Raw genomic sequence first — 24391 nt, 5'->3', positions numbered from 1 at the left:
GGAACCTCGGGGCTGAAATGACGTTGCGGGCTGATAGCCCGTCCAAAGGGGCGCTGTCGAGAGGGGTTGGCCCAAAAGAAAAGCGGACCCTGAATAAGGTCCGCTTTTGCCCTTGCGGGCTGCTGGACGGGCCTAGGTGGGCTAGGCCTGCCCGGATCAGGGCATTTACGCGAAAGGGACTTCGCTGTGCAACCGGCAAATTGCCGACCGCATAGTGTCAGTCATGCCTGTGCGATAGCCGAAACAGTATGCCCGCAGCCAAGTGGGCCGACCTGAGGAAACACGTTACAGCTCAGCACTTTGTGAGCAATGTGGCAGAAGAAAAAGGGGGGAATCGGCTGCCTGCGCCGCGGATGATGTTACTTGGCATCACGTGATTGTGCGTTGAGTGGTCTTAGGTCACAGGCCCTGAGCTTTGGCGCCTTTCTGGAGGTGCCGGTACAACAGATCAAGGGCGTGGTCCCGTGCGGCAATGCGCACCTTGTCCCGGCCCAGGGCACCAAACTCGACGGTTTCGGTTATGGTGTCCTGGCCTTCGGCCGCCAGACCGAAGCACACACGACCTTCCGGCTTGAATTCAGACCCACCCGGACCGGCAATTCCGGTGACAGAAACAGTCAGCTGAGCGCCCGAATGCTTCAGCGCGCCCTCGGCCATTTCCCGGGCGACCTGCTCTGATACCGCTCCGTGGGCTTCCAGCGTGTCAGCCTGTACGCCAAGCATCTGCTGTTTGGCGGTATTGGTGTAGGTGACAAAGCCGCGTTCCACCACGGCAGAACTGCCGGGAATATCTGTCAGCGCGGCGGCAACAAGGCCGCCAGTGCAGCTTTCGGCTGTGGCGATCATCACCCCCTTTGCCTTGGCCCGATTCAGGATGTCGGTGACGCTCACAGGCCCAATACCCCATGCGAAAAGCCGGCCAGCAGCGCGACGCAGATGGCTGAAAACACACCGGCGATCACGTCATCCAGCATCACGCCCATTGGGTCGCCACGCTGGTCGGCCCAGCCGACAGGGCCGGGCTTGGTGATGTCGAACAGGCGAAACAGCACGAAACCCGCCACCCAACCGGGCCAGAGCGCGGTGATTTCCAGCCCGTGCGCCCAGGCCGGGTAGGAAATTGCCCAGAGGGCGATGAACTGCCCTGCAACCTCGTCAATCACGATTTCCGACGGATCGTGGTCATCCTGACCTGCGGTCATGACCTTTGTGGCCCAGAGCCCTGCGACAAAGACGATCAGAGTAGCCAGGGCCAGCAAGGGGAAGCCACCCAGCGTGTGCAATACCCAGACCATCGGCAGCGCGGCCAGTGACCCCCAGGTGCCGGGGGCGGGGCGCAGATAGCCTACGCCGCCAACGGTTCCAATCAGACGCGCCGCGTTCATGACTTCACCAGACAGGCCGTGGCCAGTGACGCGATGCCCTCACTGCGGCCGGTAAAGCCCAGACGTTCGGACGTGGTCGCCTTGACCGAGACCTGATCGGCCCGCAATCCCATGATGTTCGACATTTCTTCGCGCATCGCGGGCGCGTGAGGGCCGATCTTGGGATATTCGCAAACAAGTGTGCAGTCGACATTCGAGATGCGGTAGCCCATCTGTTCGGCCAGTTCGACCGCGTGCCGCAGAAATATCGCGCTGGCGGCCCCTTTCCATTGCGGATCCGATGGTGGGAAATGCTGACCGATATCTCCCTGCGCCAGCGCGCCATAGATTGCGTCGGTTACGGCGTGCATCCCGACATCGGCATCTGAATGTCCCTGAAGCCCGCGATCATGCGGCACTTTTACACCGCACAGGATCACATGATCTCCATCGCCAAATCGGTGAACGTCGTACCCGTTGCCCAGCCTTACTTCCATGTTCGTTCCCATGATACGTTCCGCCCGGGCAAAATCCTCGGGTCGGGTGATTTTGATGTTGTCTGCGTCGCCGGGCACGATAGCCACGCCTATACCTGCCGCGCGGGCGACTTCAACGTCGTCCATGGCACCGCCGGGGTGTGCGGCATGGGCTGCAACGATGGCGTCATAGTGAAATCCCTGAGGGGTCTGGGCCGCATACAATCCAGTGCGATCCTGTGTGCCCGTGACAGCGAAGCCGTCCCCCGTCCAGAGCGCGTCGGTCACCGCCACCCCCGGTGCCGCGGCGATGTTGTCGTTCAGTGCCGCCAGTACGTCGAGGATGGTGGCGCGGCTGACACAAGGCCGGGCGACATCGTGGATGAGGACGCGCGCCACGGTCTTGTCCGCCAGCGCCTGCAGGCCATTGCGGACAGACCCGGCGCGGTCTGCCCCTCCTGTCGCCAAAATCAGATCGGTACCGTCAAATTCAGCCCGTGCGGCGTGGTCGTCGGGGGAAAGGACCAGAACGATATGGTCAACCAGTCCCCGGAACCTGTCGATTGTCCAGTCGGCCACGCGACGTCCGGACAGAGTGCGCCATTGTTTAGGCGTCCCGCCACCCGCGCGCATTCCGCGTCCGGCGGCGACAATAATGGCGGCGGTGGTCATGAGGTCTGCTCTCCTGCGTTGGGTCATTGTTTAGGATGCGGTGAATGCAGAGGCAATCGCCCGCGTCAATCTGCCAAAAAATTAGGCATGTGATGATTTTGCAGGCTTGTGACATGCGGATTTCTTGGTCATATGCGCAGAATTCGATATTAAATGCGCAACTGCCCAAGGAATAAGCACTTTGACCCTGCATCTTGCTGACAAGCCTTTGTACCCGCCGGTTTTGCTGGCGCCGATGGCCGGAATCACCGATCGCCCGTATCGCGATCTGGTGATGCGCTTTGGCGCGGGCATGGTTGTCAGCGAAATGGTTGCCAGCCAGGAAATGGTGCAGGCAAAACCGGGCGTGCGCGAACGGGCCGAGCTTTCGGCGGATGTCGAAAACACCGCCGTTCAGCTTGCCGGGCGTGAAGCACGCTGGATGGCGGAAGCCGCGCGGCAGGTCGCTGATCGCGGCGCGCGGGTGATCGACATCAACATGGGCTGCCCGGCCAAGAAGGTGACCAACGGGTATTCGGGTTCAGCCCTGCTGAAAACGCCCGACCACGCTCTGACACTGATCGAGGCGGTGGTGGAGGCGGTGGATGTCCCGGTGACGCTGAAGACCCGGCTGGGTTGGGACGACAGCCTGCTGAATGCGCCGGATGTGGCGCGCAGGGCGCAGGATGCCGGTATTCGGATGGTCACGATCCACGGTCGAACACGGTGTCAGTTCTACAAGGGACACGCAAACTGGCAGGCCATCCGTGCGGTGAAAGAGGCAGTGACCATTCCGGTCATAGCAAACGGCGACATCGTCGACACGCAAACCGCACGGACCGCCTTGGATCACTCGGGTGCCGACGGCGTGATGGTCGGACGTGGGGCGCAAGGAAAGCCCTGGTTGCTGGCGCAGTTATGTCACGACCTGTTTGGTGCCGACGCGCCGGACGTTCCGACAGGGCATGATCTGAGCGCGATGGTGCAGGAGCACTATCAGGCCATGCTGGATTTCTATGGACCCGACCTTGGTCTGCGCGTCGCGCGCAAGCATCTTGGGTGGTACATGGACGAAGCAGGAACGCCCGTCGGCTTGCGCCGCGCGATACTGACATCGCGTGATACATCCGAAGTTCTGCGTTTGATCGCGGATGCAATCCCGCATCAGGGGGAAGCGGCGGCATGACCTCGGACCAGAGCATTTGGGCCTCATTGCCGGTTCCCGCATTCATCATCGACGGTGACGATCGGATCGCTGATGTCAATTCGGCGGGTGAGGGGTTCCTGAACGCCTCGCGCCGTTCGGTTGTCGGGCATCCGGTGTGGGATCAGATAGCCGTCGACGCCCCCCTGGAGGAGGCGTTTCTGAGAGCACGGCAGAATGGTTCGCCGTTGTTCGTCAATGATGTGGATGTTGGATCGGGCAGCCGTGCTCCGCTGCAATGTGCGCTACAGATCGCGCCGTTGATGGGTCATCCGGGATCAATGATCATGATCCTTTCTCCGCGCGAACTGGCCGGTCGGATGACTCGCGGGAACACGGTGAAATCCGCCGCGCAATCGGCTATCGGAATGGCCGAAATGCTGGCGCATGAGATCAAAAACCCGCTGGCTGGCATCACTGGAGCTGCCCAGTTGCTTAGCATGAATATCTCTCAACAAGATATTGAGTTAACAGACTTAATTGTCGAAGAAAGCCGTAGGATCGTAAAGCTGTTGGAGCAGGTGGAGCAGTTCGGAAACCTGTCGCAGCCGGACTTCCAGCCGGTCAACCTGCATGACGTGCTGGACCGTGCGCGGCGTTCGGCGCTGCTGGGGTTCGGCGCACATATGAAGATTGTCGAGGATTATGATCCGTCGCTGCCGCTGGCTTATGGCGATCAGGACCAGATCCTGCAGGTCATTCTGAACCTTCTGAAAAACGCATCCGAGGCGGCCGGACCGGAAGGCGGGACCATTCGCCTGCGCACCTATTTCGAACATTCATTTCGTCTGCGGCGCAACGATGGGTCCGGCCATTCCCTGCCGCTGCAGATCGAAATCATCGATGACGGCCCCGGCTTGCCCGAAGACATCCTGAGCGACATTTTCGATCCCTTTGTCTCTGGCAGGGAAAACGGCACGGGTCTTGGTCTGGCGCTGGTCAGCAAGATCGTCTCCGACCACGACGGCTGGGTTTCGGCCGAGTCGGTTCCGGGTCGGACGGTTTTTCGCCTGTCACTCAGGCGGGCGCCACGGGACGCGCAACGAAATTGAAACCGGCGGCAAATGGCATAGCAAGGAGAACAGCAGATGGATGGCACAGTTCTGGTCGCAGATGACGACCGCACGATCCGGACGGTTCTGACGCAGGCACTGACCCGTGCGGGATGCAAGGTGCACGCAACTTCTTCTTTGACGACGCTGATGCGCTGGGTCGGAGAGGGCAAAGGCGATGTGGTCATCTCGGACGTGGTCATGCCTGACGGCAATGGGCTTGAGATGCTGCCGAAGATCGCGCAGGACAGGCCGGGATTGCCGGTTATCGTGATCTCGGCCCAGAACACGATCATGACGGCAATTCAGGCGGCTGAGGCCGACGCTTATGACTATCTGCCGAAACCCTTTGATCTGCCCGATCTGATGAAAAGAACGGCCCGGGCGCTGGATCAGAAGCAACGCCCGCAGTCTGGTGCGCCGGAATTGGTTCGGGATCGCCCGGAGGAATTGCCTCTGGTCGGGCGTACGCCGGTTATGCAGGCGCTGTACCGGCTGGTGGCGCGGGTCATGAACACCGATCTGCCGGTTATGATTTCCGGTGAAAGTGGAACCGGCAAGTCTCTGATTGCGAAAGCAATACATGACTTCTCGGATCGTCGGACATTGCCTTTTGTTTCCGTCACCGCGTCTGAGTTGCGGGATCTGGAAGGACCTGCCCGCGTCATGGCGCGGGTTCGGGGTGGCACCCTGCTGATCGACGAAATCGCAGATATCGAAGACGACATTCAGGCCCGGATCGTGCGGATGATGGACAGCCCGGGCGATCATCTGCCGCGCTTCATGGCAACCAGCCAGTCGGACCTGACCGAAGCAATGGAAAGCGGACGCGTGCGCCAGGATTTGTATTATCGTCTGTGTGGCGCGACGATCCACGTTCCGGCCCTGCGCGAAAGAATGGACGACATTACTTTGCTGGCCGATCATTTTCTGGCACGGGAAGAGCGTGAGACCGGCACGAAACGCTGGCTCAGCGCCGAAGCGGTTGAACTGGTGCGCCGTTATTCGTGGCCCGGGAATGTGCGGCAACTGGAAAACGCGGTGCGCCGCCTTGGATTGACCAGTCAGGCGGACGAGATATCCAAAACCGAAGTCGAAATGGTTCTGGGCAGCCAGCCCGAGGCGGAACCGGTTCTGGGGGGCGGAGAGCGTGAGAAACTGTCGGCCTCGGTCGCGCGGCATCTGCGGCGGTATTTCGACCTTCATGGCAACATGTTGCCACCTCCGGGACTGTACCAGCGTATCCTGCGCGAAGTTGAGGCGCCGTTGATCGAAATCGCGTTGGACGCAACCGGCGGAAATCAGGCAAAATGTTCGGATTTACTAGGGATTAACCGAAATACGCTGCGAAAAAAGATCATCGACCTCGATATTGAGGTGACACGCCGTCGAAAACTGATGTAATATCGCCACACAAACCGTGGCATTCGGGTTTCTACCTGACAAGGACCACGACATTTGGCGGTAAGCCGCGCAAGCGGCACATCAGGATGAGGGCAGGCGGTGGCAACCCGGGCACAGAGCGGGCCAATACCATCGATTAATCGATGGCGAAAATCCCGAAAACTGCGCAATTTCGGCACCTTGGGGCTGGTTCTTCTGGGGCCAGCACTGGCGCTTGCCACCTATCTTGTCATTGGTCCGTTCGATCTGGGTTCGGCCGCGCCGACATTGCGCCTGATCCTGTTGGCCGACCTTGTCTATGTGCTGGTCGTGGCCGCACTTGTACTGAGTCAGGTCGGCAGTCTGATCGCGGCCCGACGCGCCAAGTCAGCAGGTTCCCGTTTGCATTTGCGCCTGATCGGCGCGTTCACGCTGCTGGCGCTGGTGCCGACTGTGACCGTGGCGATTTTTGCCGGACTGACCGTGAATATCGGTCTGGAGGGTTGGTTTTCGGATCGTGTGCGCGAAGTTGTCGGGTCGTCGCTCAGTGCGGCCGAAGCCTATGAACAGGAACACCGTCAGGGCCTGACACAGGACGCGACCGTTTTGGCCCGGTTTTTGGATAATGCTCGGTCTCTGGATTATTATATTTCTGACGCTGAGTTGCGCGAGGTTCTGGCCCAGGGCCAGTCGCAGATTCAGCGTGGACTGCGTGAAGCTTATGTCATTGACGGTAGCGGCGATATCCGGGCCCGGGGCGACAGGTCTTACCTGTTCAACTACGAAGAACCCACGGCTGAGCAACTGGCGAACGCGACCCACCGGGGCCTGCTGATCATCGCGGACTGGCAAAACAGCGAATTCAGGGCGCTGGTCCCTCTGCGGGCGTATCTGGACCGTTACCTTTATGTCAGCCGTGACGTGGACGGGCAATTGCTGACCCTTTTGGATGACACCAAGGAAACAGCGCAGTTCTATCAGCAGCTTGAAAGCGAACGGGGCAGGGTGCTGTTTGAATTCGGCTTGTTGTATCTGGGTTTCGCGGTGATCCTGATCCTGGCGGCGATGTCGTTGGGCATGTGGTTTGCTGAACGCTTGTCTCGCCCGGTGGGCCGCCTGACCACAGCAGCGCAGCGTGTTGGCGCGGGTGACCTGAGCGTTCAGGTTATTGAAGAGGCCAGCGATGACGAGATCGCGATGCTGGGTCGGTATTTCAACCAGATGACCCGCCAGTTGAAAGGCCAGCGGGACACGCTGTTGGAAAACACTCGCCATATCGAACACCGTCGGCGCCTATTCGATTCAGTGCTCAGTTCTGTAACCTCAGGGGTCGTCGGAGTTGATCCTGACGGGTGCGTTACATTTGTGAACCGATCCGCCCAGCGTCTGCTGGACTGGTCGCGGGGCGAAGAACTTTTGGCGATCGGTATCGCGGTACCCGAGTTCCTGCCTTTGTTCGAGAACCTTAAGGAAAGCGGGCAAGAGGCTGTTCAGGAAGAGATAAAAGTCACCCGCAAGGGCCAGTTGGAGAACCTTCTGGTCCGCATGGCTACTCGGCGCGGTGAGGATGGCGGGTTGGAAGGTTATGTGGTTGCCTTTGACGACGTGACCGACCTGGTCAGCGCGCAGCGGATGGCAGCCTGGGGCGACGTGGCGCGCCGGATCGCGCATGAGATCAAAAACCCTCTGACCCCGATTCAGTTGAGCGCCGAGAGGATCAAGCGAAAGTTCTCGCGCAAGCTGGACGAGGAGGACAGCAGCAGCCTGGAATCGATGACGGATGTCATTGTCCGGCAGACGAACGACCTGCGGCGCATTGTTGACGAATTCTCGAAGTTCGCTCGCATGCCTGAACCGGAACGGTGCGAGGAAAACATCGTTGATCTGGTGCGCGAGGCTGTTCTGCTCCAGCAGGCCGGGCAGCCGGATGTGCAGATCGATGCAGATCTGCCCAACCGCGCGATTCCGGCGGATGTGGATGCGACGATGTTGAATCAGGCCCTGACCAACCTTATCAAGAACGCCGGCGAAGCCATTGGAACCTTGAAGGAAAAAGGTGCACCTGAAAACCTGAAGCCGCAGATCAAGGTTAAGGTGTCGACGGATGATGCAGGAACGCAGATCACCATCGCGGACAACGGGATCGGGTTGCCGGAAGACCGGGCGCGTCTGTTTGAACCCTATGTGACCACCCGCGACGAGGGCACCGGCCTTGGCCTGCCCATCGTGAAGAAGATCATCGAAGAACATGGCGGAGCGCTGACTTTGGAAGACGCGCCCGTATTTGACGGACAGGACCATTTTGGCGCAATGGCCGTGATCCGGTTACCCGGGGGCAGTGTTTCCCCGTCAGTCGCGCCACAGAAGCAGGCTATTAAAACCAACAAACTGAAAGCAGGCCAAAGATGAGCGACATTCTGATCGTAGATGACGAACGCGATATTCGCGAGCTGGTGTCCGACATTCTGGAGGACGAAGGCTATTCAACCCGACTTGCCGGCAATTCGGACGATTGCATGGCGTCGATCAACGCTGAACCTCCGGGTCTTTTGATCCTCGACATCTGGCTCAAGGACAGCCGAATGGACGGGATCGACATCCTGAAAGCGGTAAAGCGCGACAACCCGGACGTGCCCGTTGTGATTATTTCCGGTCACGGGAATATCGAGATTGCCGTGGCAGCCATCAAGCAGGGCGCTTATGACTTTATCGAAAAGCCATTCAACATTGACCAGTTGATGGTGGTGATCCGGCGCGCGATGGAAACCTCGCGTCTGCGTCGCGAAAACGCGTCGCTCAAGCGGAAGGAGGTCAGCTGCTCGGACATGATCGGCAAATCGGCATCGTTCCGTGCGATGCAGGGCCAGTTGGACAAGGTGACGAAGTCCAACGGCCGCGTGATGCTGAGCGGCCCTGCCGGGTCGGGCAAGGAAATCGCGGCACGCTATATCCACGCACATTCCAATCGTGCCAATGCGCCTTTCGTGACCGTGAATTGCGCCGGGGTCGAGCCCGAGCGGATGGAAGAGGTGCTGTTTGGCCGCGAGACATCGGAACGCGGTGTTGAATCAGGCCTGCTTGAGGAAGCCCATGGCGGCGTGATCTTCTTTGATGAGGTCGCCGATATGCCATTGGGCACGCAGTCCAAGATTCTGCGGGTTCTGGTGGATCAGCAGTTTCAGCGGGTTGGCGGAACCGACAAGGTCCGGGTAGATCTTCGCGTCATCTCTTCGACCAATCGGGACCTGGAAGAAGAAATCACGGCTGAACGGTTCCGGGAAGAGTTGTATCATCGCCTGAATGTTGTTCCGATTGCAGTGCCGTCTCTAGAAGACCGGCGCGAGGACATTCCGGTATTGGCGCAGCACTTTATAGAAATGTGCAACGAAGCGCAGGGCTTGCCCGTTCGCGAATTGTCGGATGAGGCAATTGCACTGCTGCAGACCATGACATGGCCGGGCAATGTGCGTCAGCTCAAAAACCTGATCGAACGCGTGTTGATCCTGGGGGATGGAACCGGCCCGATCGAGGCGCGGGAACTGCCCAACGACGAGGAAAAGGCCGAAGATTCTGGTCGCGTGGTTCTGTCCGGCGCGCTGGCAACATTGCCGCTGCGCGAGGCGCGCGAGGCGTTCGAGCGGGAGTATCTGCTGACACAGATTAACCGGTTCGGTGGCAATATCAGCCGCACCGCCAGTTTCGTCGGGATGGAGCGCAGTGCGCTGCACCGCAAGCTGAAGTCGCTTGGCGTGGTCACATCGAACAAATCCGGCGCGCGTGTCGCGCAACTGGATGAACCGGAGCCGGCGGAATAATCCGCCGGTTCAGCCGGTGTGACCTGGCGTTATGATCTGAAACGACCCGTCGTCGAACTTCACGAAACAGGACTCGGTGCTTAGCGGCGGCAGGGTTGTCGTACGGGTCAGCGATACCCGGGATTTCACCGCTTGTTTGCAAGGTGGCAGGCTGACCGGGCGAAAACCCTTTTTGGCCATGCATTGCGCCTCGACCGTGTTGCGCAGGTCCTGATTCACATCAACTGTATAGACGCGTCCGGGTTCCCACCATCCGGGTGAACGGTAGCAGTGGCCGCGACCATCGCAATAGGTGCGCCCCGGCCAATAGACGGGTGGGCTTTGGCGGACCTGGTTGGCAACAGGCACTTCATTCAGGGCCTTTACCTGGCATTGCGTGGTCTCCTGCTGCAATCGCGCCACGCTGGCACCTTCGCGGTAATAGAGTGACAGAGGCCCGCAAGAAGACAGCAAGAACAAAGGAATAAAGGCGCGTAGCATTGTTTTCATGCGCATATCTTGCCTCACTCCCTGTTCCATGACAATTCAATTGACCGCTTTGGGGGCATCTGTCATTCAAAGATTTCAGGCAGAAGGGCCAGGAACATGAAGGTCATCATTTGCGGTGCGGGTCAGGTCGGCTGGCAAATTGCACGGCACCTTTCGGGCGAACTGAACGACGTGACAGTGGTGGACAACAATCCTGATCTGGTGCGACGCGCGACCGAAACGCTGGACGTGCAGGGTATCGCAGGCTTCGCCAGCTATCCGGATGTGTTGGAACGGGCCGGGGCCCGCGATGCAGACATGATCATCGCCGCGACCCACTCGGATGAGGTGAACATGGTCACCTGCCAGATGGCGCATTCGGTGTTTTCGATACCGCGAAAAATCGCTCGTCTTCGGTCCAAATCCTATCTGACAGCGATTCATGCGGACCTGTTTCGCCGGGACCATCTTCCCATCGACGTGGTGATCAGCCCGGAACGCGAGGTCGCCGCCGCCGCCATGCGCCGCCTGTCGGCCCCGGCGGCTTTTGACACCGAGATTTTCATGGATGGCAAGGCGCAATTGCTGGGCATCCGAGTGGATGAAGATTGTCCGATCATCAACACGCCGCTCAGACAACTGACCGACCTGTTTTCGACGCTCAGCTCGATCGTAGTCGGTGTACGCCGGGACGGCACGCTGTTTGCACCGGAATCCGAGGATCAGCTGTTTATAGGTGACGAATGCTATGTCTTCACCAGCGTCAACGACGTCGAGCGCACGATGGAGGTGTTCGGCAAAGCACAAAAGAAACAGGACCGAGTCGTCATTGTGGGTGGCGGCAATGTCGGCCTTGAAGTGGCTCGCACGCTGGAAGAACGCGAAAGCCGCGTGCGCGCCAAGATCATCGAACGCGACCGCCGATGCGCCGAACTGGCCGCAGAAGCGCTGGAGCGGACGATTGTTCTGAACGGCGACGGGCTGGATGCGGCATTGCTGCGGGAGGCTGGCATTGAACGGGCCGACGCGATGCTGGCCGTCACGGATGACGACCGTGCCAATCTGTTGGCCGCGGTACGTGCCAAGGCCGAGGGTTGCGCGATGGCGATCGCGCTGATCAACGATCCCAGCATGGTGGCGCTCATGGGGCCATTAGGGATCGACGCCTATATCAACCCGCGCGCGACCACCGTCAGCTCGATCCTGCGCCATATCCGTCACGGCCGGGTGCGGCAGGTCTATTCCATCGGCGATGCCGAGGCCGAAGTGATCGAGGCCGAAGTGCTGTCAACCTCTCCCATGGCTGGGCAGAGACTGCGCGACATCGATTTCCCCGAAGGCGTTCTGGTCGGCGCGGTGCGCAAGGGCGACGAGTTGCTGCGCCCGACCGGCAGCCTGCGGATTGATGAAAAGGATGTGGTGGCCATCTTTGCCATGGCCAAGGACGTACCCGAGGTCGAGCGCTTGATGCAGGTTTCGATCGATTTCTTCTGATGGCACACGCGCGGACACAACGGATCGGGCTTTTGCGGCGTTTGCCGCTGTTTCTGTTGATTTGGGGAATAACCGCGTTCTCGATGTGGGTGCCCGCAGTCTACGCGCTGGTATTGGATGACCACGACACGTCGCGATCGTTCTTCTACTCGGGCCTGCTTGGACTGTTTCTTGTGGCGAGCATAGCGCTGGCCTCGTCCAACAGGATACCTCGGCGCGGCACATTGGGGCAGTTGGCCGTTCTGCTGGGCTGTTTTACCGTTCTGCCCGTGTTTTTGGCGATCCCGTTTCACGATGCGCTTGGCAACACCACCTTCCTGAACGCGTATTTTGATATGGTCAGTGCGATGACCACGACTGGCGCAGACCTGTTTCCCAACCCCGACCGCCTGACTGCACCGCTGCATTTGTGGCGGGCGTTCGTTGGCTGGATGGGTGGTTTGCTGATGTGGATTTCCGCAGCGGCGATTCTGGCACCGTTGTCCTTGGGCGGGTTCGAGATTACCGCGCAGGGTCAGCCGGGGCGACCGGTTTCCGGTGTTGCGCAAAGCGAGAAAGTTGACCCAAGGGGGCGCCTGTTGCGCGTGGCGCGAACCCTGACACCCGTCTATGCAGGGCTGACTGCGGTGGTCTGGATATTGCTGCTGATTGCCGGTGAAGTTGGCCTGACCGCCGTAAGCCACGCGATGTCGGTCATGGCGACCTCGGGCATTTCCCCGGTGGGCGGGATGGAAGGAGCCCAGGCAGGTCTGACCGGTGAGGCGATCCTGTTCCTGTTCCTGTTCTTTGCATTGTCAAGGCTGACGTTTTCGGCAGATACGGCGACCTCGGGCTACTCCCGGCTGGATAAGGACCCCGAATTCCGCATCGGATTGTTGATCGTGGTTGCCGTAGCAGCCCTGCTTTTCTTTCGCGTGCTGGCTGGTGTGAACGAAATCGACGGCCAGATGTCGGTGCTTCAGGGCCTTAAGGTGATATGGGGCATGACATTTACAGCCTTGTCTTTTCTGACAACGGCAGGATTCGAAAGCAGCAACTGGGACGATGCGCAACAGCTTTCGGGGCTGGGAACGCCGGGTCTGATCCTGATGGGGCTGGCCCTGATCGGGGGCGGGGTCGCCACCACGGCCGGCGGGGTCAAGCTGTTGCGTGTGTTTGCGCTTTACCTCAATGGCGCGCGCGAGATCGACCGGCTGATCTATCCGTCATCGGTCAGCGGCGTTGGCGGCGGGAACCGGCGCATTCAGACCAATGGCGCCTTCATCGCCTGGATCTTCTTGATGATGTTCGCGCTTACGGCGGCGGTGTTCAATCTGTTGCTCGCCGCCATGGGGGCCGGGTTCGAACAGGCAATGGTTCTGACTGTTGCCGCGCTGAGTACGACCGGCCCACTGATTGAACTGGCAACTGACGTTCCGATCCGGCTGATCGATATGACTGCAGGTGCAAAACTGACGATGTGCGCAGCAATGGTAATCGGCCGGCTTGAAACACTGGCGATCATTGCCTTGATCACCCCGGCCCTCTGGCGGGACTGACGTCGGGTCAGCAAAAGGAATTAGTGCCTGATTTTTAATCTGGAATATCTGTGAACTCCGCTCCATACTCACCCGGAGGGAGCGCGTTGGTCCGCAGCGCGTAGCAAGAACAATGGCGAGATTATAAAAATATGGCTTCGGACAGACAGAATCTTCAGGACGCGTTCCTGAATAATGTACGGAAAGCAAAGGTTCCGGTCACGATTTTCCTGATCAACGGTGTGAAATTGCAGGGTGTGATCACCTGGTTCGACAATTTCTGCGTATTGTTGCGCCGCGACGGACAGTCGCAGCTTGTCTACAAGCACGCGATTTCGACGATCATGCCGTCGCAGCCGATCAGCCTGTATGAGGGCGAAGACGCCTCTTGATGGAACATGAGAGGGCGCGCACCCGGGCCTGGGTGCTGCATCCCGAAATCAAATCAGATGAACAGCGCCGCGTCCCGGGACCGGCGCTGGAAGAAGCGGTGGCACTAGCCGCTGCTTTGCCCGATCTGGATGTGGTCGGGTCGGAAATCGTTCGCCTGCAACGGGCCCAGCCGGGGCTTTTGTTCGGAAGCGGCAAAATCGAAGAGCTAGGCGAGCGACTGCACGAGCACGATATCGAACTGGTTCTGATCGATGGCCCGGTGACGCCGGTTCAGCAACGCAATCTTGAGAAAGCGTGGAAGGTCAAGATCCTTGACCGGACCGGATTGATCCTGGAGATCTTCAGCGATCGGGCACGCACCCGCGAAGGTGTGTTGCAGGTCGAGATGGCCGCGCTCAGCTACCAGCGGACGCGGCTTGTTCGGGCCTGGACCCACCTGGAACGCCAGCGGGGCGGCTTGGGGTTTGTCGGTGGACCGGGCGAAACCCAGATCGAGGCCGACCGGCGTGCGATTGACGAACAGCTTGTGCGCCTGCGCCGCCAGTTGCAGAAGGTGGTCAAGACCCGCACGCTGCACCGCGCCGCGCGGGCCAAGGTTCCGTATCCGATTGTCGCGCTGATTGGCTATACCAACGCCGGAAAATCGACCCTGTTCAACCGCCTGACGGGTGCGGAAGTCATGGCCAAGGACATGTTGTTCGCTACGCTGGACCCGACCATGCGGCGGGTCGAGTTGCCCGACGGCCCCGAGGTGATCCTGTCGGATACCGTTGGTTTTATCTCGAACCTGCCCACCGAACTGGTCGCCGCATTTCGCGCCACGCTGGAGGAGGTGCTGGGTGCCGATCTGGTCGTGCATGTCCGCGATATCAGCCACGAGGACACGGACGCACAGGCACAGGATGTCGAGGCCATTCTGACCTCGCTGGGGGTCGATGATGAACGGCCCCGGCTGGAGGTCTGGAACAAGATCGACCTGATGACTGACGACGAACGTAAGGCCGCTTTGGCGCGTGCAGAACGTGATGCTTCGATCTTTGCCATCTCGGCAGTGACCGGCGAAGGCGTCGAGGCGCTGCTGGCCGAGATTGCAACCAAATTGCAGGGCGTGCGGCATAAGGAAACTTTGACGCTGGGGTTTGCCGATGGCGGCAAGCGCGCGTGGCTGTTTCGGCAGGATGTGGTCCGGTCCGAGCAACAGACCGAAAACGGGTTTGAGATCACGGTGCTTTGGACCGCGAAGCAAGCGGCGCAATTTGCTGCTCTTTGATCCGGGGTCTGGTTTTGACGAAGGAAGACAGCAAGAAGGTCTATTTGAGTGGGCACATCGCTGTGCCTGCCGAAAGGCTTGAACAGGTCCGTGCCGCGCTTTCAGAACATATCGCGCTGACGCGCGCCGAACCCGGTTGTGTCACCTTCGAGGTCGCTGAGGATCCGGGCATCCCCGGTCAGTTCAACGTTCATGAGGTCTTTGAAAACCGGGCTGCGTTCGACGCACATCAGGAACGCATGAAAGCCTCGCGCTGGTTCATGGTTACAGAAGGCATTCCACGCAAGTATTCGATTACCTCGGAATAACCCGGTCTGGACTTGTGCCTATCGCCCTTCGATTTGACGCTGATAGTCATCGGCGTCGAACCAATCCAGTGAAGACTGGACTTCATGATCGGCCGTCAGTTCCCATTCTTCCCAGCCGCGGGTGACGACATGGTTTCCGGTTTGCGCATGGTGCCCTTCCAGCGTCCAGACAAAAATCGCGTGATTTCCGGCCCAACGCAGCATATCGCACCTGACTTCCAGATCGGGAAATTCTGCGAAAAGGCCACGCGCCATTTCAGCAATCGCCGCGCGACCTACGATCGGGTCTCCCCGGTTGATTGAAATCTGGCCGTCTGATGCAAAAAAACTGGCGACGGCATCTGCGTCGCCCGAACTCCATGCAATCGCATAGTCGCGCGCGAGATTGTTCAGCCTGTCCTGAATACTGGCCATCTGTGCCCCCGGTCCCAAATAGTCCGCCCGCAGATCGTAGGCGAAAACACCCGTTTGCGTCCACGTCCGCGCAAAAAAGGGGCAAGGTCTTGCCGACGAGGGGTATTAACGCGGGATCAGGTGGGTGACACCGACGGCCGCGGCACGGGCCAGGTCGATGTCCAGAGACATTGGTAGATACTCTCCGCGCCGCCACAGTTGCGCCTGATCGTCGTAATAGCGTGACAGAAAATGGCCCGATTGACCCGTGGCGGTAATAAAGACCGAACTGTCTGGGTCGGCGAAGTCATAGACGCCGCGATAGCCTGCGCCATGTACGTTCTGGAACGGGTCGGGCCCTTCGCCCGAGGTTCGGCCGCGCAGCAGGGTGTTGTCTCCGCCGCTGGTCGATTGACGAATGTTCACGAAATAGCGCAGCACCGGAACCGAACCCAGAACCGGGTGGTCATGGGTGGCCTGATGCGCGTCGCCCCAGCGCAGGGATTCCAGGGCGCTGCCGTAATTCTCGGCAATCCAGATCAGCGCATCGTCCAGCGCCAGTCTTGCCATGTCGGTGCAGGTCTCAACCGGCGCACTTTGACGGACGTCGCACCAGACCGAGGCCCCGTCGATATCGCGGTAGACCCTTTCGATAAACAGCGGTTCGACATGTTTGAACTCGCTGGCCAGCGGGCCAAGTTCATCCGCGATCAGCCGGTTCTGCAGCGCGCGCAGCCATGCCGCATAGATCAGCGGTTCCGGCAGATGCTCGTTCATTTCGCCGTTCCACTCGGCCAGCAGGGCCAGGGCGATCTGGCGCTGACGTTCCGCTGTGCCGACAGGAGCGGATTCCCCGGTGAACCACAGGTCCGCTCCAATCAGGGGTAACAGAGACCGGGCGGTGAAACTTACGGTGTCGAGCTGCGCCTCGATAAAGCTGTCGCGGGTGTGCACTTCGCGCGACTGCATCAGGCGTTCCCAGCGATGGACCCGCTGGGTGTCGCCCCATTCATACGACACGTGCTGAGGGAAGGGGCGGTCTATGATCTTGTTGTTGGTGTTACCCAGAACGCCGCCCCTTGGGGCCACGAACTCTGGGTTGTCGGCATAAGGCATGCGGCCTTGCCAGCGGTTCTCGGCCAGCCAGCCGGGGGTCGGAATGCGGCCCTTGCTTTGGTTGCGCAGGTCGCGTTGTGGCATGGCGCCAATCAACTTCATGGCGATCGTGTCCTTGTCCACCAGTGACAGGTTTTGCGACGGCGAGATGAAATCTTCGGCCGCCGTGATGGCCTGCTGCACCGTATCCGCGTTCATCAGCGCCATCGAAGCGGTCATCGACGTGTCACGCGGGCTAAGCGCCGTCCACGCAAGCGAGGCCACATGTCCCTTTGGTGTGATCGTTTCCAGATCGTAGTGAGTGCCGGGCAGCACCGGGCCGTTTTCCGTCCAGCGCAGGGTCAGAGTGATGGGCGGCTGGTCTTTGATCTCGATGATCGACGGGCGGGTCTGGAATGTTTTGTATCCGTCCGGTGTCAGGTATTCTTCGGGGTTTTCCGGGTTCAGTTGTTCGATATGGACATCCTGATCGTCCAGATAAGATGAGGTCAGGCCCCAGCCCAACCGGTCGCTGCGCCCGGTCATGATGGCGGGAATGCCGGGAATACTCGCGCCGATCACGCCGCCTTTGGCCAGCCCCAGTCGTGCCAGATACCACACGCCGGGTGCGGTAAAGCCAAGATGTGGGTCGTTCGCAAGCAGGGTTCCGCCACTGGCAGACCGCGATGGCGCGGCGCTCCAGGCATTCGACGCACCGGCAAGGCCGCGTTTTGGAAAGGGCGAAAGCGGGTTGTCAGGCATCGACGTTCCCCGCGCGTATCGGGGCAGGCCGGGGAACAGGCCGGCATATTCGGGCAATGCGGCGATCCCCGGGCCGGGAACGTCGGGCAGTATGTCCGCCAGTCGGTCCGGGTTATTCAGCATCAGTGATGTACGTGCGCGCAGCACCTCGTCCTGCAAATGGCCCGACAGTTGCAGGCCCATCAGTTTGATTACGGCGATGCTGTCCCCCGGTTGCCAGGGGGAGACAGGGGCGTTGAACAGGAACATCTCGGGTGCGCCGCGCCCAAGGGCCTTGTCGTTGATTTCATTCAACCGGGCGTTCACGCCAGCGGCGTAGGCTTTCAGCGCGGCTTTGGTGTAGTCGTCCTGAACCTCGACAGAACGATGGGCCAGTCCATAAAGGTCGAGACGGCGCAGCAGCTTGTCGATATTGACAGTTCGAGCACCGAAAATTTCCGACAGACGCCCCTGCGCGGTGCGGCGCATAACGGTCATCTGCCAAAGACGATCTTGCGCATGCACATATCCGAGGCCGAAGAACACATCCGGATCATTTTCGGCCAGAATATGCGGCACGTTTGATGTGTCGCGCACGATTTCAACCGGGCTGGTCAGGCCACTGACCTTAAGGGTCTGATTGTATTCGGGCAAAGACTGGCTGGCGAGGAAATAGACCAGTGCAACTGCCGCCACCGCCAGCAGGACAAGACCCGACGTGATGCGCACCAGCCAGCGAAATACAAGACCCATCCTTGCCCCACAGTTTATTGGTATTCGTTTGCGGCGAGAGTAGTGGAAGGCGATCCCAACCGAAAGAGGAGCCGAACAACAATTTCCGTGTCGTCAACGCAAAAAACGTAAGCCCCGCCACTGCTGAACGACACGTGGCGGGGCTCCGCAGGAGGGGGAGTGGTAACCCGGTGTTACGGAATGATACGCGTGTATTTGATGCCTTCGACGGTCGCCCCGAACAGCAGGCCCGCCTGACCAAAGACCGCCGCGATCACAGGCGTGCGCAATGTCGTGGTGCTGGCCCCGACGCTGCTGCCGGTTGCGTCGACCACATAGCCGATGTCCGCGCCTGCGGTCCAACCGTTGGAGCGGCGGAAGTCGTTCAGCGCGTCTTCGGTCATGAAAAACAGAACATGCGCGTATTGCTGCGCGCCGATCTGCAGCCCGGCTGAGCCTTTGACAGCGGAATAATAATCGACTGTCGCACCCTGAACTCGCAATGCGCCCTGGCCAAAACCGCCGCCGAAGATGAACCCGGCTTCGGTGATCAGAGGCATGACAAGCATACCGTTCGCCTTGCTGGCGATCTCGATCGTGTTCGGGTACTTACTGTACATTTCGTTCAGCGTCGCATCGACACGGGCGTCGATGGTCGCTGCGTTGGTGTTGCCGACGCCGTTCCCGCAGGCGGCGGTAAATGTCAGCCCTGCCATGCCAAGTGCAAAGCCGCGACGACCCAGTCGGGGGGAATTGGAACTGCTCATGTTTCCTGTCTCTGTAATAAGTGCCTGATATGTCGGGTGTTCCCGATCTTGTGTGCAAGAATACGCCGATTGCGCCCGGCTGTCACGGGAAAGCTGCGGGTCAGGGGCCTTCAATCGGCGAAAAATTGCGACAGGGCGGGGTTTTAGCCTTGCAGAAGGCGCGCTACTTCGGGCGCGAAATAGGTCAGAACTCCGTCACAGCCCGCGCGTTTGAACGCCATCAGACTTTCCAGCATCACCTTCTCGCCATCGATCCATCCGTTCTGGGCCGCCGCCCGGATCATCGCAAACTCGCCCGACACCTGGTAGGCATAGGTCGGCGCGCCAAACGTGTCTTTAACCTGACGGCAGATATCAAGATAAGGCATGCCCGGCTTGATCATCACCATATCGGCGCCCTCGGTCAGGTCGCGTTCGATCAGACGCAGCGCCTCGTTCGAATTGGCCGGGTCCATCTGATAGGTCTTCTTGTCGCCGGTCAGTGCGCCCGATGCGCCAACCGCATCGCGGAATGGACCGTAAAACGCGCTGGCATACTTGGCGGCGTAGCTGAGAATCATGACGTTGTGATGCCCCGCAGACTCGAGCGCGTGGCGCATCGCACCGATACGTCCATCCATCATGTCCGACGGGCCGATGATGTCCGCGCCAGCATCCGCCTGCGCCAGCGTCATTTTCACCAGTGCTTCGACCGTGCGGTCATTTACGATCTCGCCATCGACGACATACCCGTCATGGCCGTTAATGTTGTACGGATCCAGCGCCACATCGGTCATGACGGCGATATCGGGGGCAGCATCCTTGATGGCACGAATGGCCCGGTTCGACAGGTTGTCAGGATTCCACGCTTCGGCGCAGTCTTCGGTTTTCAGGGCGCTGTCGGTATAGGGGAAAATACAGATTGCTGGGATGCCAAGCGCCTGCGCCTCGACGGCGGCGTGGGCGATCAGATCGACCGATCGGCGCACGACGCCCGGCATTGACGGCACCGGTTCCTCGACCCCTTCGCCGTCGCGCACGAACAGCGGCCAGATCAGGTCATCCGGCGTCAGCGTATTCTCGCGGACCAGCCCCCGGATCGCCGCAGACTGGCGGGCCCGGCGGAAACGGGCGAGCGGATAGGGGGCGATGGTCGGTTTCATGGCGCGTTCTCCTTGAACAATCGTGCTTTGGGTGGCATGAAAACGCGTAGGTCTCAAGGGTAACAATCGACGCGGCATTGTGACAAAACCCCGTAAGACAATGTTTAAGGGGTTATGGCTTGGACTTATACTCTTCGATTACCGAAGTCATTGATTTGCGAAGCTTCTCGAACCTGTGGTTCTGGATCGCACTGGCTGTCATGTGGTCATCAGTGAGCCATTGGGTTCTTGGCGTGCCCTATGATCTGATCGTGCGCGCGCGACGCTCGGGCGGGCAGGCCGAAACGGACCTGATGGATATCGTCCGGATCAACACGAACCGTATGCTTTACATCATGGACATGTCCGGTGCCATTTTGTTTGCGATTTCGTGTTTTGTGCTGACCGGGCTTGCGATATCGGGCTTTTATTATGGGGTGGAGTTCGCGCAGGCTGTTTTCCTGCTGATGTTTCCGATGTCGATCGTGGTCATGCTGTATGTGGCGACCGCGCGTCGGCTGCAGCAGATCCCGAAACCTGACTTGGTCATCCGGACCCTGATGCGATGCAGGCTGTACACCCAGTTGATCGGCATGTTTTCGATACTGGTCACGGCCTTCTGGGGCATGTATCAGAACTTTTCTCTGGGACCACTGGGATAGACAAGTCGGAAAGGCGAGGCGATGAAGGCTGCGGACCACGTAACAGTTGGCGGAGCCCCCGAAGGGTTTGACGCGCAGCTTGTTCTGAAAGAGATTTCGCGGACCGGCGGTCCGGTGGCCCATGTCGCACGTGATGACAAGCGGATGGAGGCGATGCGGGCCGCGCTGGCCTTTTTTGCACCGGAAATGCCGGTCTTTGTGTTTCCCGGCTGGGATTGCCTGCCTTACGATCGGGTTTCACCCAACGCCGATATTTCGGCCACACGGGTGGCGACTCTGGCGGCGCTGGTGCATCAGATGCCGCAGCAATTCGTGCTGTTGACGACCCTGAATGCCGCAACCCAGCGCGTGCCGGCCCGTGAGGTCCTGCGCGAAGCGGCCTTTACTGCGCGGGTCGGGCATCGCATTGACGAAGACGCATTGCGCAATTTTCTGGTTCGCATGGGGTTCACCCAAAGCCCCACGGTAATGGAGCCCGGCGACTATGCCATCCGGGGCGGGATCATCGACATATTCCCGCCCGGTGAATCCGGCCCCGTTCGTCTGGATCTGTTTGGCGATGTTCTGGACGGTGCACGCCGGTTCGACCCGGTATCGCAGCGCACCACCGAGAAACTGCAAATTGTCGAACTGGCCCCGGTATCGGAAGTCATTCTGGACGAGGCCGCGATCACCCGGTTCCGTCAAAACTATCGTATTGAGTTCGGCGCCGCAGGTACGGACGACCCGCTTTACGAAGCGGTCAGTGCCGGGCGCAAGCATCAGGGGATGGAGCACTGGCTGCCTTTCTTCCATGACCGGCTGGAGACACTGTTCGACTATCTGTCCGGTGCGACGATCCTGCTGGATGATCAGGTTACGCCCGCGCGGCTGGCCCGGTGGGACAGTATTGCTGATCAGTATGAAACCCGCAGGCTGGCGCTGGAAAACCGGTCGCGCATGGACACGGTCTACAAGCCAACTCCGCCAGCCTTGCTGTACTTGGATGACGGGGCCTGGGAACAGGCTGTTGCAGACCGGCGCGTGATGCAGTTCAGCCCGTTGCCGCAGGCAAGCGGACCGGGCGTGATCGACGCAGGTGGCCGGATCGGGCGCAATTTCGCCCCCGAACGACAGCAGGAAAACATCAGCCTGTTTGGCGCACTGGCCAGTCACATCACCGACAAACTGGCCAAGGGGCCAGTTCTGATCGCGTCCTATTCCGAAGGCGCCCGCGAACGCCTGACCGGTCTGATCGAGGATGAAGGCCTGGCCGAGGCGATCCCGGTGAAGGACGGCACTCGCATCGGCAAGCGCGGGTTGTACTTGGCTGTCTGGGCGCTGGAGCACGGGTTCGAAACCCCCGGTCTGACGGTGATTGCAGAACAGGATGTTCTGGGCGACCGCTTGATCCGGCAGCCAAGAAAACGCCGCAAGGCCGAGAATTTCCTGACCGAGACCCAATCGCTCAGCCCCGGTGATCTTGTTGTTCATGTCGACCATGGCATCGGTCGCTACATGGGGATGGAAGTGGTGACGGCAGCTGGGGCCGCGCACGAATGCCTTCTGCTGGAATACGCGGAACAGTCCAAACTGTATCTGCCGGTTGAAAACATTGAGTTGCTGTCAAAATACGGTCACGAAGAAGGTCTGCTGGACCGTTTGGGCGGTGGCGCCTGGCAGGCCAAGAAAGCCAAATTGAAAGAGCGCATCCGCGAAATGGCGGACAAGCTGATCCGTATCGCCGCCGAACGCGCCCTGCGCAAGGCTCCGGTCATGGACCCGCCGCCGCATGCGTGGGAGGAGTTCAGCGCCCGTTTCCCCTATCAGGAAACCGACGACCAGTTGCGCGCCATTGCCGAGGTGATGGAGGACATGCATTCAGGCGCGCCGATGGACCGCCTGATCTGCGGCGATGTGGGCTTTGGCAAGACCGAGGTTGCAATGCGCGCGGCATTTGTCGCTGCCATGTCCGGTGTTCAGGTGGCGGTTGTTGCGCCCACGACGCTGCTGGCCCGCCAGCACGCGGCCAGCTTCAGGGACCGTTTCAGAGGGTTCCCCCTGGAGGTCCGGCAGCTCTCGCGCTTTGTTTCGGCCAAAGAGGCGCAGCAGACCCGGGACGGACTGGCGCGGGGAACGATTGATATCGTGGTCGGTACCCATGCGTTGCTGGCCAAGGGTATTCGGTTCAACAATCTGGGCCTCCTGATTATCGACGAGGAACAGCATTTCGGAGTGGCGCATAAAGAGCGTCTGAAACAATTGCGCTCGGACATTCACGTGCTGACCCTGACTGCCACGCCGATCCCGCGTACTTTGCAACTGTCGCTGACAGGCGTGCGCGATCTTTCGATCATCGGCACCCCGCCTATCGACCGTCTGGCCATCCGTACCTATGTCAGCGAATTCGATGCGGTCACTGTCCGCGAGGCGCTGCTGCGCGAACATTATCGGGGTGGGCAGAGCTTCTACGTGGTGCCGCGAATATCCGATCTACGCGAGATCGAGGAATTCCTGAAAGAACAGCTGCCGGAACTGACTTATGTCATCGCTCATGGCCAAATGGCGGCTGGCGAGCTCGATGACCGGATGAATGCTTTCTACGACGGCAAATACGATGTGCTGCTGGCCACGACGATTGTGGAAAGCGGTCTGGATATTCCGACCGCAAACACCATGGTCGTGCACCGCGCGGATATGTTCGGCCTTTCGCAGTTGTATCAGATACGGGGCCGGGTCGGGCGTTCGAAGGCCCGCGCCTATGCTTATCTGACCACCAAGCCACGCCAGAAGCTGACCGCCACGGCTGAAAAACGCCTGCGCGTTCTGGGTTCGCTGGATACGCTTGGCGCAGGTTTCACCCTTGCCAGCCAGGATCTGGACATTCGTGGTGCAGGCAACCTGCTGGGCGAGGAGCAGTCCGGCCAGATGCGCGACGTGGGCTATGAACTGTATCAGTCGATGCTGGAAGAGGCGATTGCCAAGATCAAAGCCGGTGAGATGGAAGGGTTGTCGGATGCTGATGATCAATGGGCTCCGCAGATCAATCTGGGTGTGCCGGTCCTGATCCCCGAGGATTACGTGCCGGATCTGGATGTACGGCTGGGCTTGTATCGCCGCCTCTCGTCGCTCTCGACCAAGGTCGAGTTGGAAGGGTTTGCAGCCGAACTGATCGACCGCTTTGGCACTCTCCCGAAAGAGGTGAACACCCTGATGCTGGTCGTGCGCATCAAGGCGATGTGCAAGCGGGCGGGGATCGCCAAACTGGATGGCGGACCGAAGGGCGCGACGATCCAGTTCCACAACGACAAGTTCGCCTCGCCTCAGGGATTGGTCGATTTCATTCAGAACCAGCGCGGACTGGCGAAGGTCAAGGACAACAAGATTGTTGTGCGCAGGGATTGGAAGAAAGAGAGCGACAAGATCAAGGGCGCGTTTGCCATTGCCCGCGATCTGGCCGAGAAGGTGGTTGCCGTGAAGAACAAGGCCAAGGTCTGAGCGTCGCG

20 protein-coding genes are annotated in these 24391 nt (G+C 59.8%); 12 read left to right on the top strand and 8 right to left on the bottom strand.

The window, feature by feature from the left end:
• Positions 1-399: 399 nt before the first annotated feature.
• Genes ACR3EQ_RS05845 through ACR3EQ_RS05835 form a run of 3 tightly spaced genes read right to left on the bottom strand, consistent with a single transcriptional unit; the run spans position 400 to position 2512 of the window.
• On the bottom strand, positions 400-891 hold the full coding sequence (locus ACR3EQ_RS05845) for a CinA family protein (RefSeq protein WP_170610727.1): 492 nt from the start codon (positions 889-891) through the stop codon (positions 400-402).
• Entirely contained in the window at positions 888-1385 is a 498-nt protein-coding gene (locus ACR3EQ_RS05840) for a phosphatidylglycerophosphatase A family protein (protein WP_170610730.1), read from the bottom strand. The genes ACR3EQ_RS05845 and ACR3EQ_RS05840 overlap by 4 nt, the downstream gene beginning before the upstream one ends.
• Positions 1382-2512 carry a bifunctional 2-C-methyl-D-erythritol 4-phosphate cytidylyltransferase/2-C-methyl-D-erythritol 2,4-cyclodiphosphate synthase gene (locus ACR3EQ_RS05835; RefSeq protein ID WP_170610733.1) on the bottom strand — a complete coding sequence of 377 codons (1131 nt, stop codon included), beginning with the start codon at positions 2510-2512 and terminating at the stop codon, positions 1382-1384. Before ACR3EQ_RS05835 ends, ACR3EQ_RS05840 begins: the two co-directional genes overlap by 4 nt.
• Before the next feature lie 181 nt (positions 2513-2693).
• On the opposite strand from ACR3EQ_RS05835, the gene dusB reads away from it, so the two are divergent.
• The 5 genes from dusB to ntrX all read left to right on the top strand — a co-directional run bounded on the left by dusB (position 2694) and on the right by ntrX (position 9945).
• A complete protein-coding gene (gene dusB, locus ACR3EQ_RS05830; RefSeq protein ID WP_480490071.1) occupies positions 2694-3677 on the top strand; it encodes a tRNA dihydrouridine synthase DusB in 984 nt (327 codons plus the stop codon).
• Complete coding sequence (locus tag ACR3EQ_RS05825; RefSeq protein WP_480490069.1) at positions 3674-4747, top strand: two-component system sensor histidine kinase NtrB; 1074 nt, start codon at positions 3674-3676, stop codon at positions 4745-4747. Before dusB ends, ACR3EQ_RS05825 begins: the two co-directional genes overlap by 4 nt.
• A gap of 36 nt (positions 4748-4783) precedes the next feature.
• The gene (locus ACR3EQ_RS05820) at positions 4784-6151 is read left to right on the top strand and encodes a response regulator (protein WP_170610742.1); all 1368 of its coding nucleotides are present in this window, start codon (positions 4784-4786) and stop codon (positions 6149-6151) included.
• A 99-nt stretch (positions 6152-6250) separates the two neighbouring features.
• Positions 6251-8539: a sensor histidine kinase NtrY-like gene (locus ACR3EQ_RS05815; protein ID WP_480490066.1), complete on the top strand. Its 2289-nt coding sequence runs from the start codon at positions 6251-6253 to the stop codon at positions 8537-8539.
• Positions 8536-9945: a nitrogen assimilation response regulator NtrX gene (gene ntrX, locus ACR3EQ_RS05810; RefSeq protein ID WP_170610749.1), complete on the top strand. Its 1410-nt coding sequence runs from the start codon at positions 8536-8538 to the stop codon at positions 9943-9945. The genes ACR3EQ_RS05815 and ntrX overlap by 4 nt, the downstream gene beginning before the upstream one ends.
• A gap of 9 nt (positions 9946-9954) precedes the next feature.
• Here the strand turns inward: ntrX and ACR3EQ_RS05805 are convergent, their stop codons facing one another.
• The gene (locus tag ACR3EQ_RS05805; protein ID WP_170619163.1) at positions 9955-10434 is read right to left on the bottom strand and encodes a hypothetical protein; all 480 of its coding nucleotides are present in this window, start codon (positions 10432-10434) and stop codon (positions 9955-9957) included.
• A gap of 96 nt (positions 10435-10530) precedes the next feature.
• Here ACR3EQ_RS05805 and trkA point away from each other — a divergent pair, with 96 nt between their 5' ends.
• From trkA to ACR3EQ_RS05780, 5 genes are all read left to right on the top strand, one after another.
• Positions 10531-11907: a Trk system potassium transporter TrkA gene (gene trkA / locus ACR3EQ_RS05800; RefSeq protein WP_170805600.1), complete on the top strand. Its 1377-nt coding sequence runs from the start codon at positions 10531-10533 to the stop codon at positions 11905-11907.
• Entirely contained in the window at positions 11907-13445 is a 1539-nt protein-coding gene (locus ACR3EQ_RS05795; RefSeq protein WP_170610757.1) for a TrkH family potassium uptake protein, read from the top strand. The genes trkA and ACR3EQ_RS05795 overlap by 1 nt, the downstream gene beginning before the upstream one ends.
• Positions 13446-13576: 131 nt before the next feature.
• Positions 13577-13816 carry an RNA chaperone Hfq gene (gene hfq, locus ACR3EQ_RS05790; RefSeq protein ID WP_010440340.1) on the top strand — a complete coding sequence of 80 codons (240 nt, stop codon included), beginning with the start codon at positions 13577-13579 and terminating at the stop codon, positions 13814-13816.
• Positions 13816-15087 (top strand): GTPase HflX, encoded by a 1272-nt coding sequence (gene hflX / locus ACR3EQ_RS05785; RefSeq protein ID WP_480490064.1) that lies wholly within the window; start codon positions 13816-13818, stop codon positions 15085-15087. The genes hfq and hflX overlap by 1 nt, the downstream gene beginning before the upstream one ends.
• A 14-nt stretch (positions 15088-15101) precedes the next feature.
• Positions 15102-15395: a putative quinol monooxygenase gene (locus ACR3EQ_RS05780; RefSeq protein WP_170610763.1), complete on the top strand. Its 294-nt coding sequence runs from the start codon at positions 15102-15104 to the stop codon at positions 15393-15395.
• A gap of 18 nt (positions 15396-15413) precedes the next feature.
• Here the strand turns inward: ACR3EQ_RS05780 and ACR3EQ_RS05775 are convergent, their stop codons facing one another.
• The 4 genes from ACR3EQ_RS05775 to hemB all read right to left on the bottom strand — a co-directional run bounded on the left by ACR3EQ_RS05775 (position 15414) and on the right by hemB (position 20265).
• A complete protein-coding gene (locus tag ACR3EQ_RS05775) occupies positions 15414-15809 on the bottom strand; it encodes a nuclear transport factor 2 family protein (protein ID WP_170610766.1) in 396 nt (131 codons plus the stop codon).
• Between the two features lie 105 nt (positions 15810-15914).
• A complete protein-coding gene (locus tag ACR3EQ_RS05770; RefSeq protein ID WP_480490062.1) occupies positions 15915-18377 on the bottom strand; it encodes a penicillin acylase family protein in 2463 nt (820 codons plus the stop codon).
• Between the two features lie 173 nt (positions 18378-18550).
• The gene (locus ACR3EQ_RS05765) at positions 18551-19123 is read right to left on the bottom strand and encodes a lipid-binding SYLF domain-containing protein (RefSeq protein ID WP_170610771.1); all 573 of its coding nucleotides are present in this window, start codon (positions 19121-19123) and stop codon (positions 18551-18553) included.
• Between the two features lie 143 nt (positions 19124-19266).
• Positions 19267-20265, bottom strand: a complete 999-nt coding sequence (gene hemB / locus ACR3EQ_RS05760; protein ID WP_480490060.1) for a porphobilinogen synthase — start codon at positions 20263-20265, stop codon at positions 19267-19269.
• Positions 20266-20384: 119 nt separating this feature from the next.
• Between hemB and ACR3EQ_RS05755 the strand changes: the two genes are divergently transcribed.
• Positions 20385-20906, top strand: coding sequence for a component of SufBCD complex (locus ACR3EQ_RS05755; protein ID WP_170610777.1), 522 nt, complete (start codon positions 20385-20387; stop codon positions 20904-20906).
• Positions 20907-20927: 21 nt separating this feature from the next.
• Positions 20928-24383 (top strand): transcription-repair coupling factor, encoded by a 3456-nt coding sequence (mfd, locus tag ACR3EQ_RS05750; protein ID WP_170610779.1) that lies wholly within the window; start codon positions 20928-20930, stop codon positions 24381-24383.
• Positions 24384-24391: the final 8 nt, after the last annotated feature.

The organism is Ruegeria sp. AN11, assembly GCF_056536005.1.
Note: the sequence above shows the minus strand (reverse complement) of the source record. Positions and strands in the feature narration are given on the sequence as shown.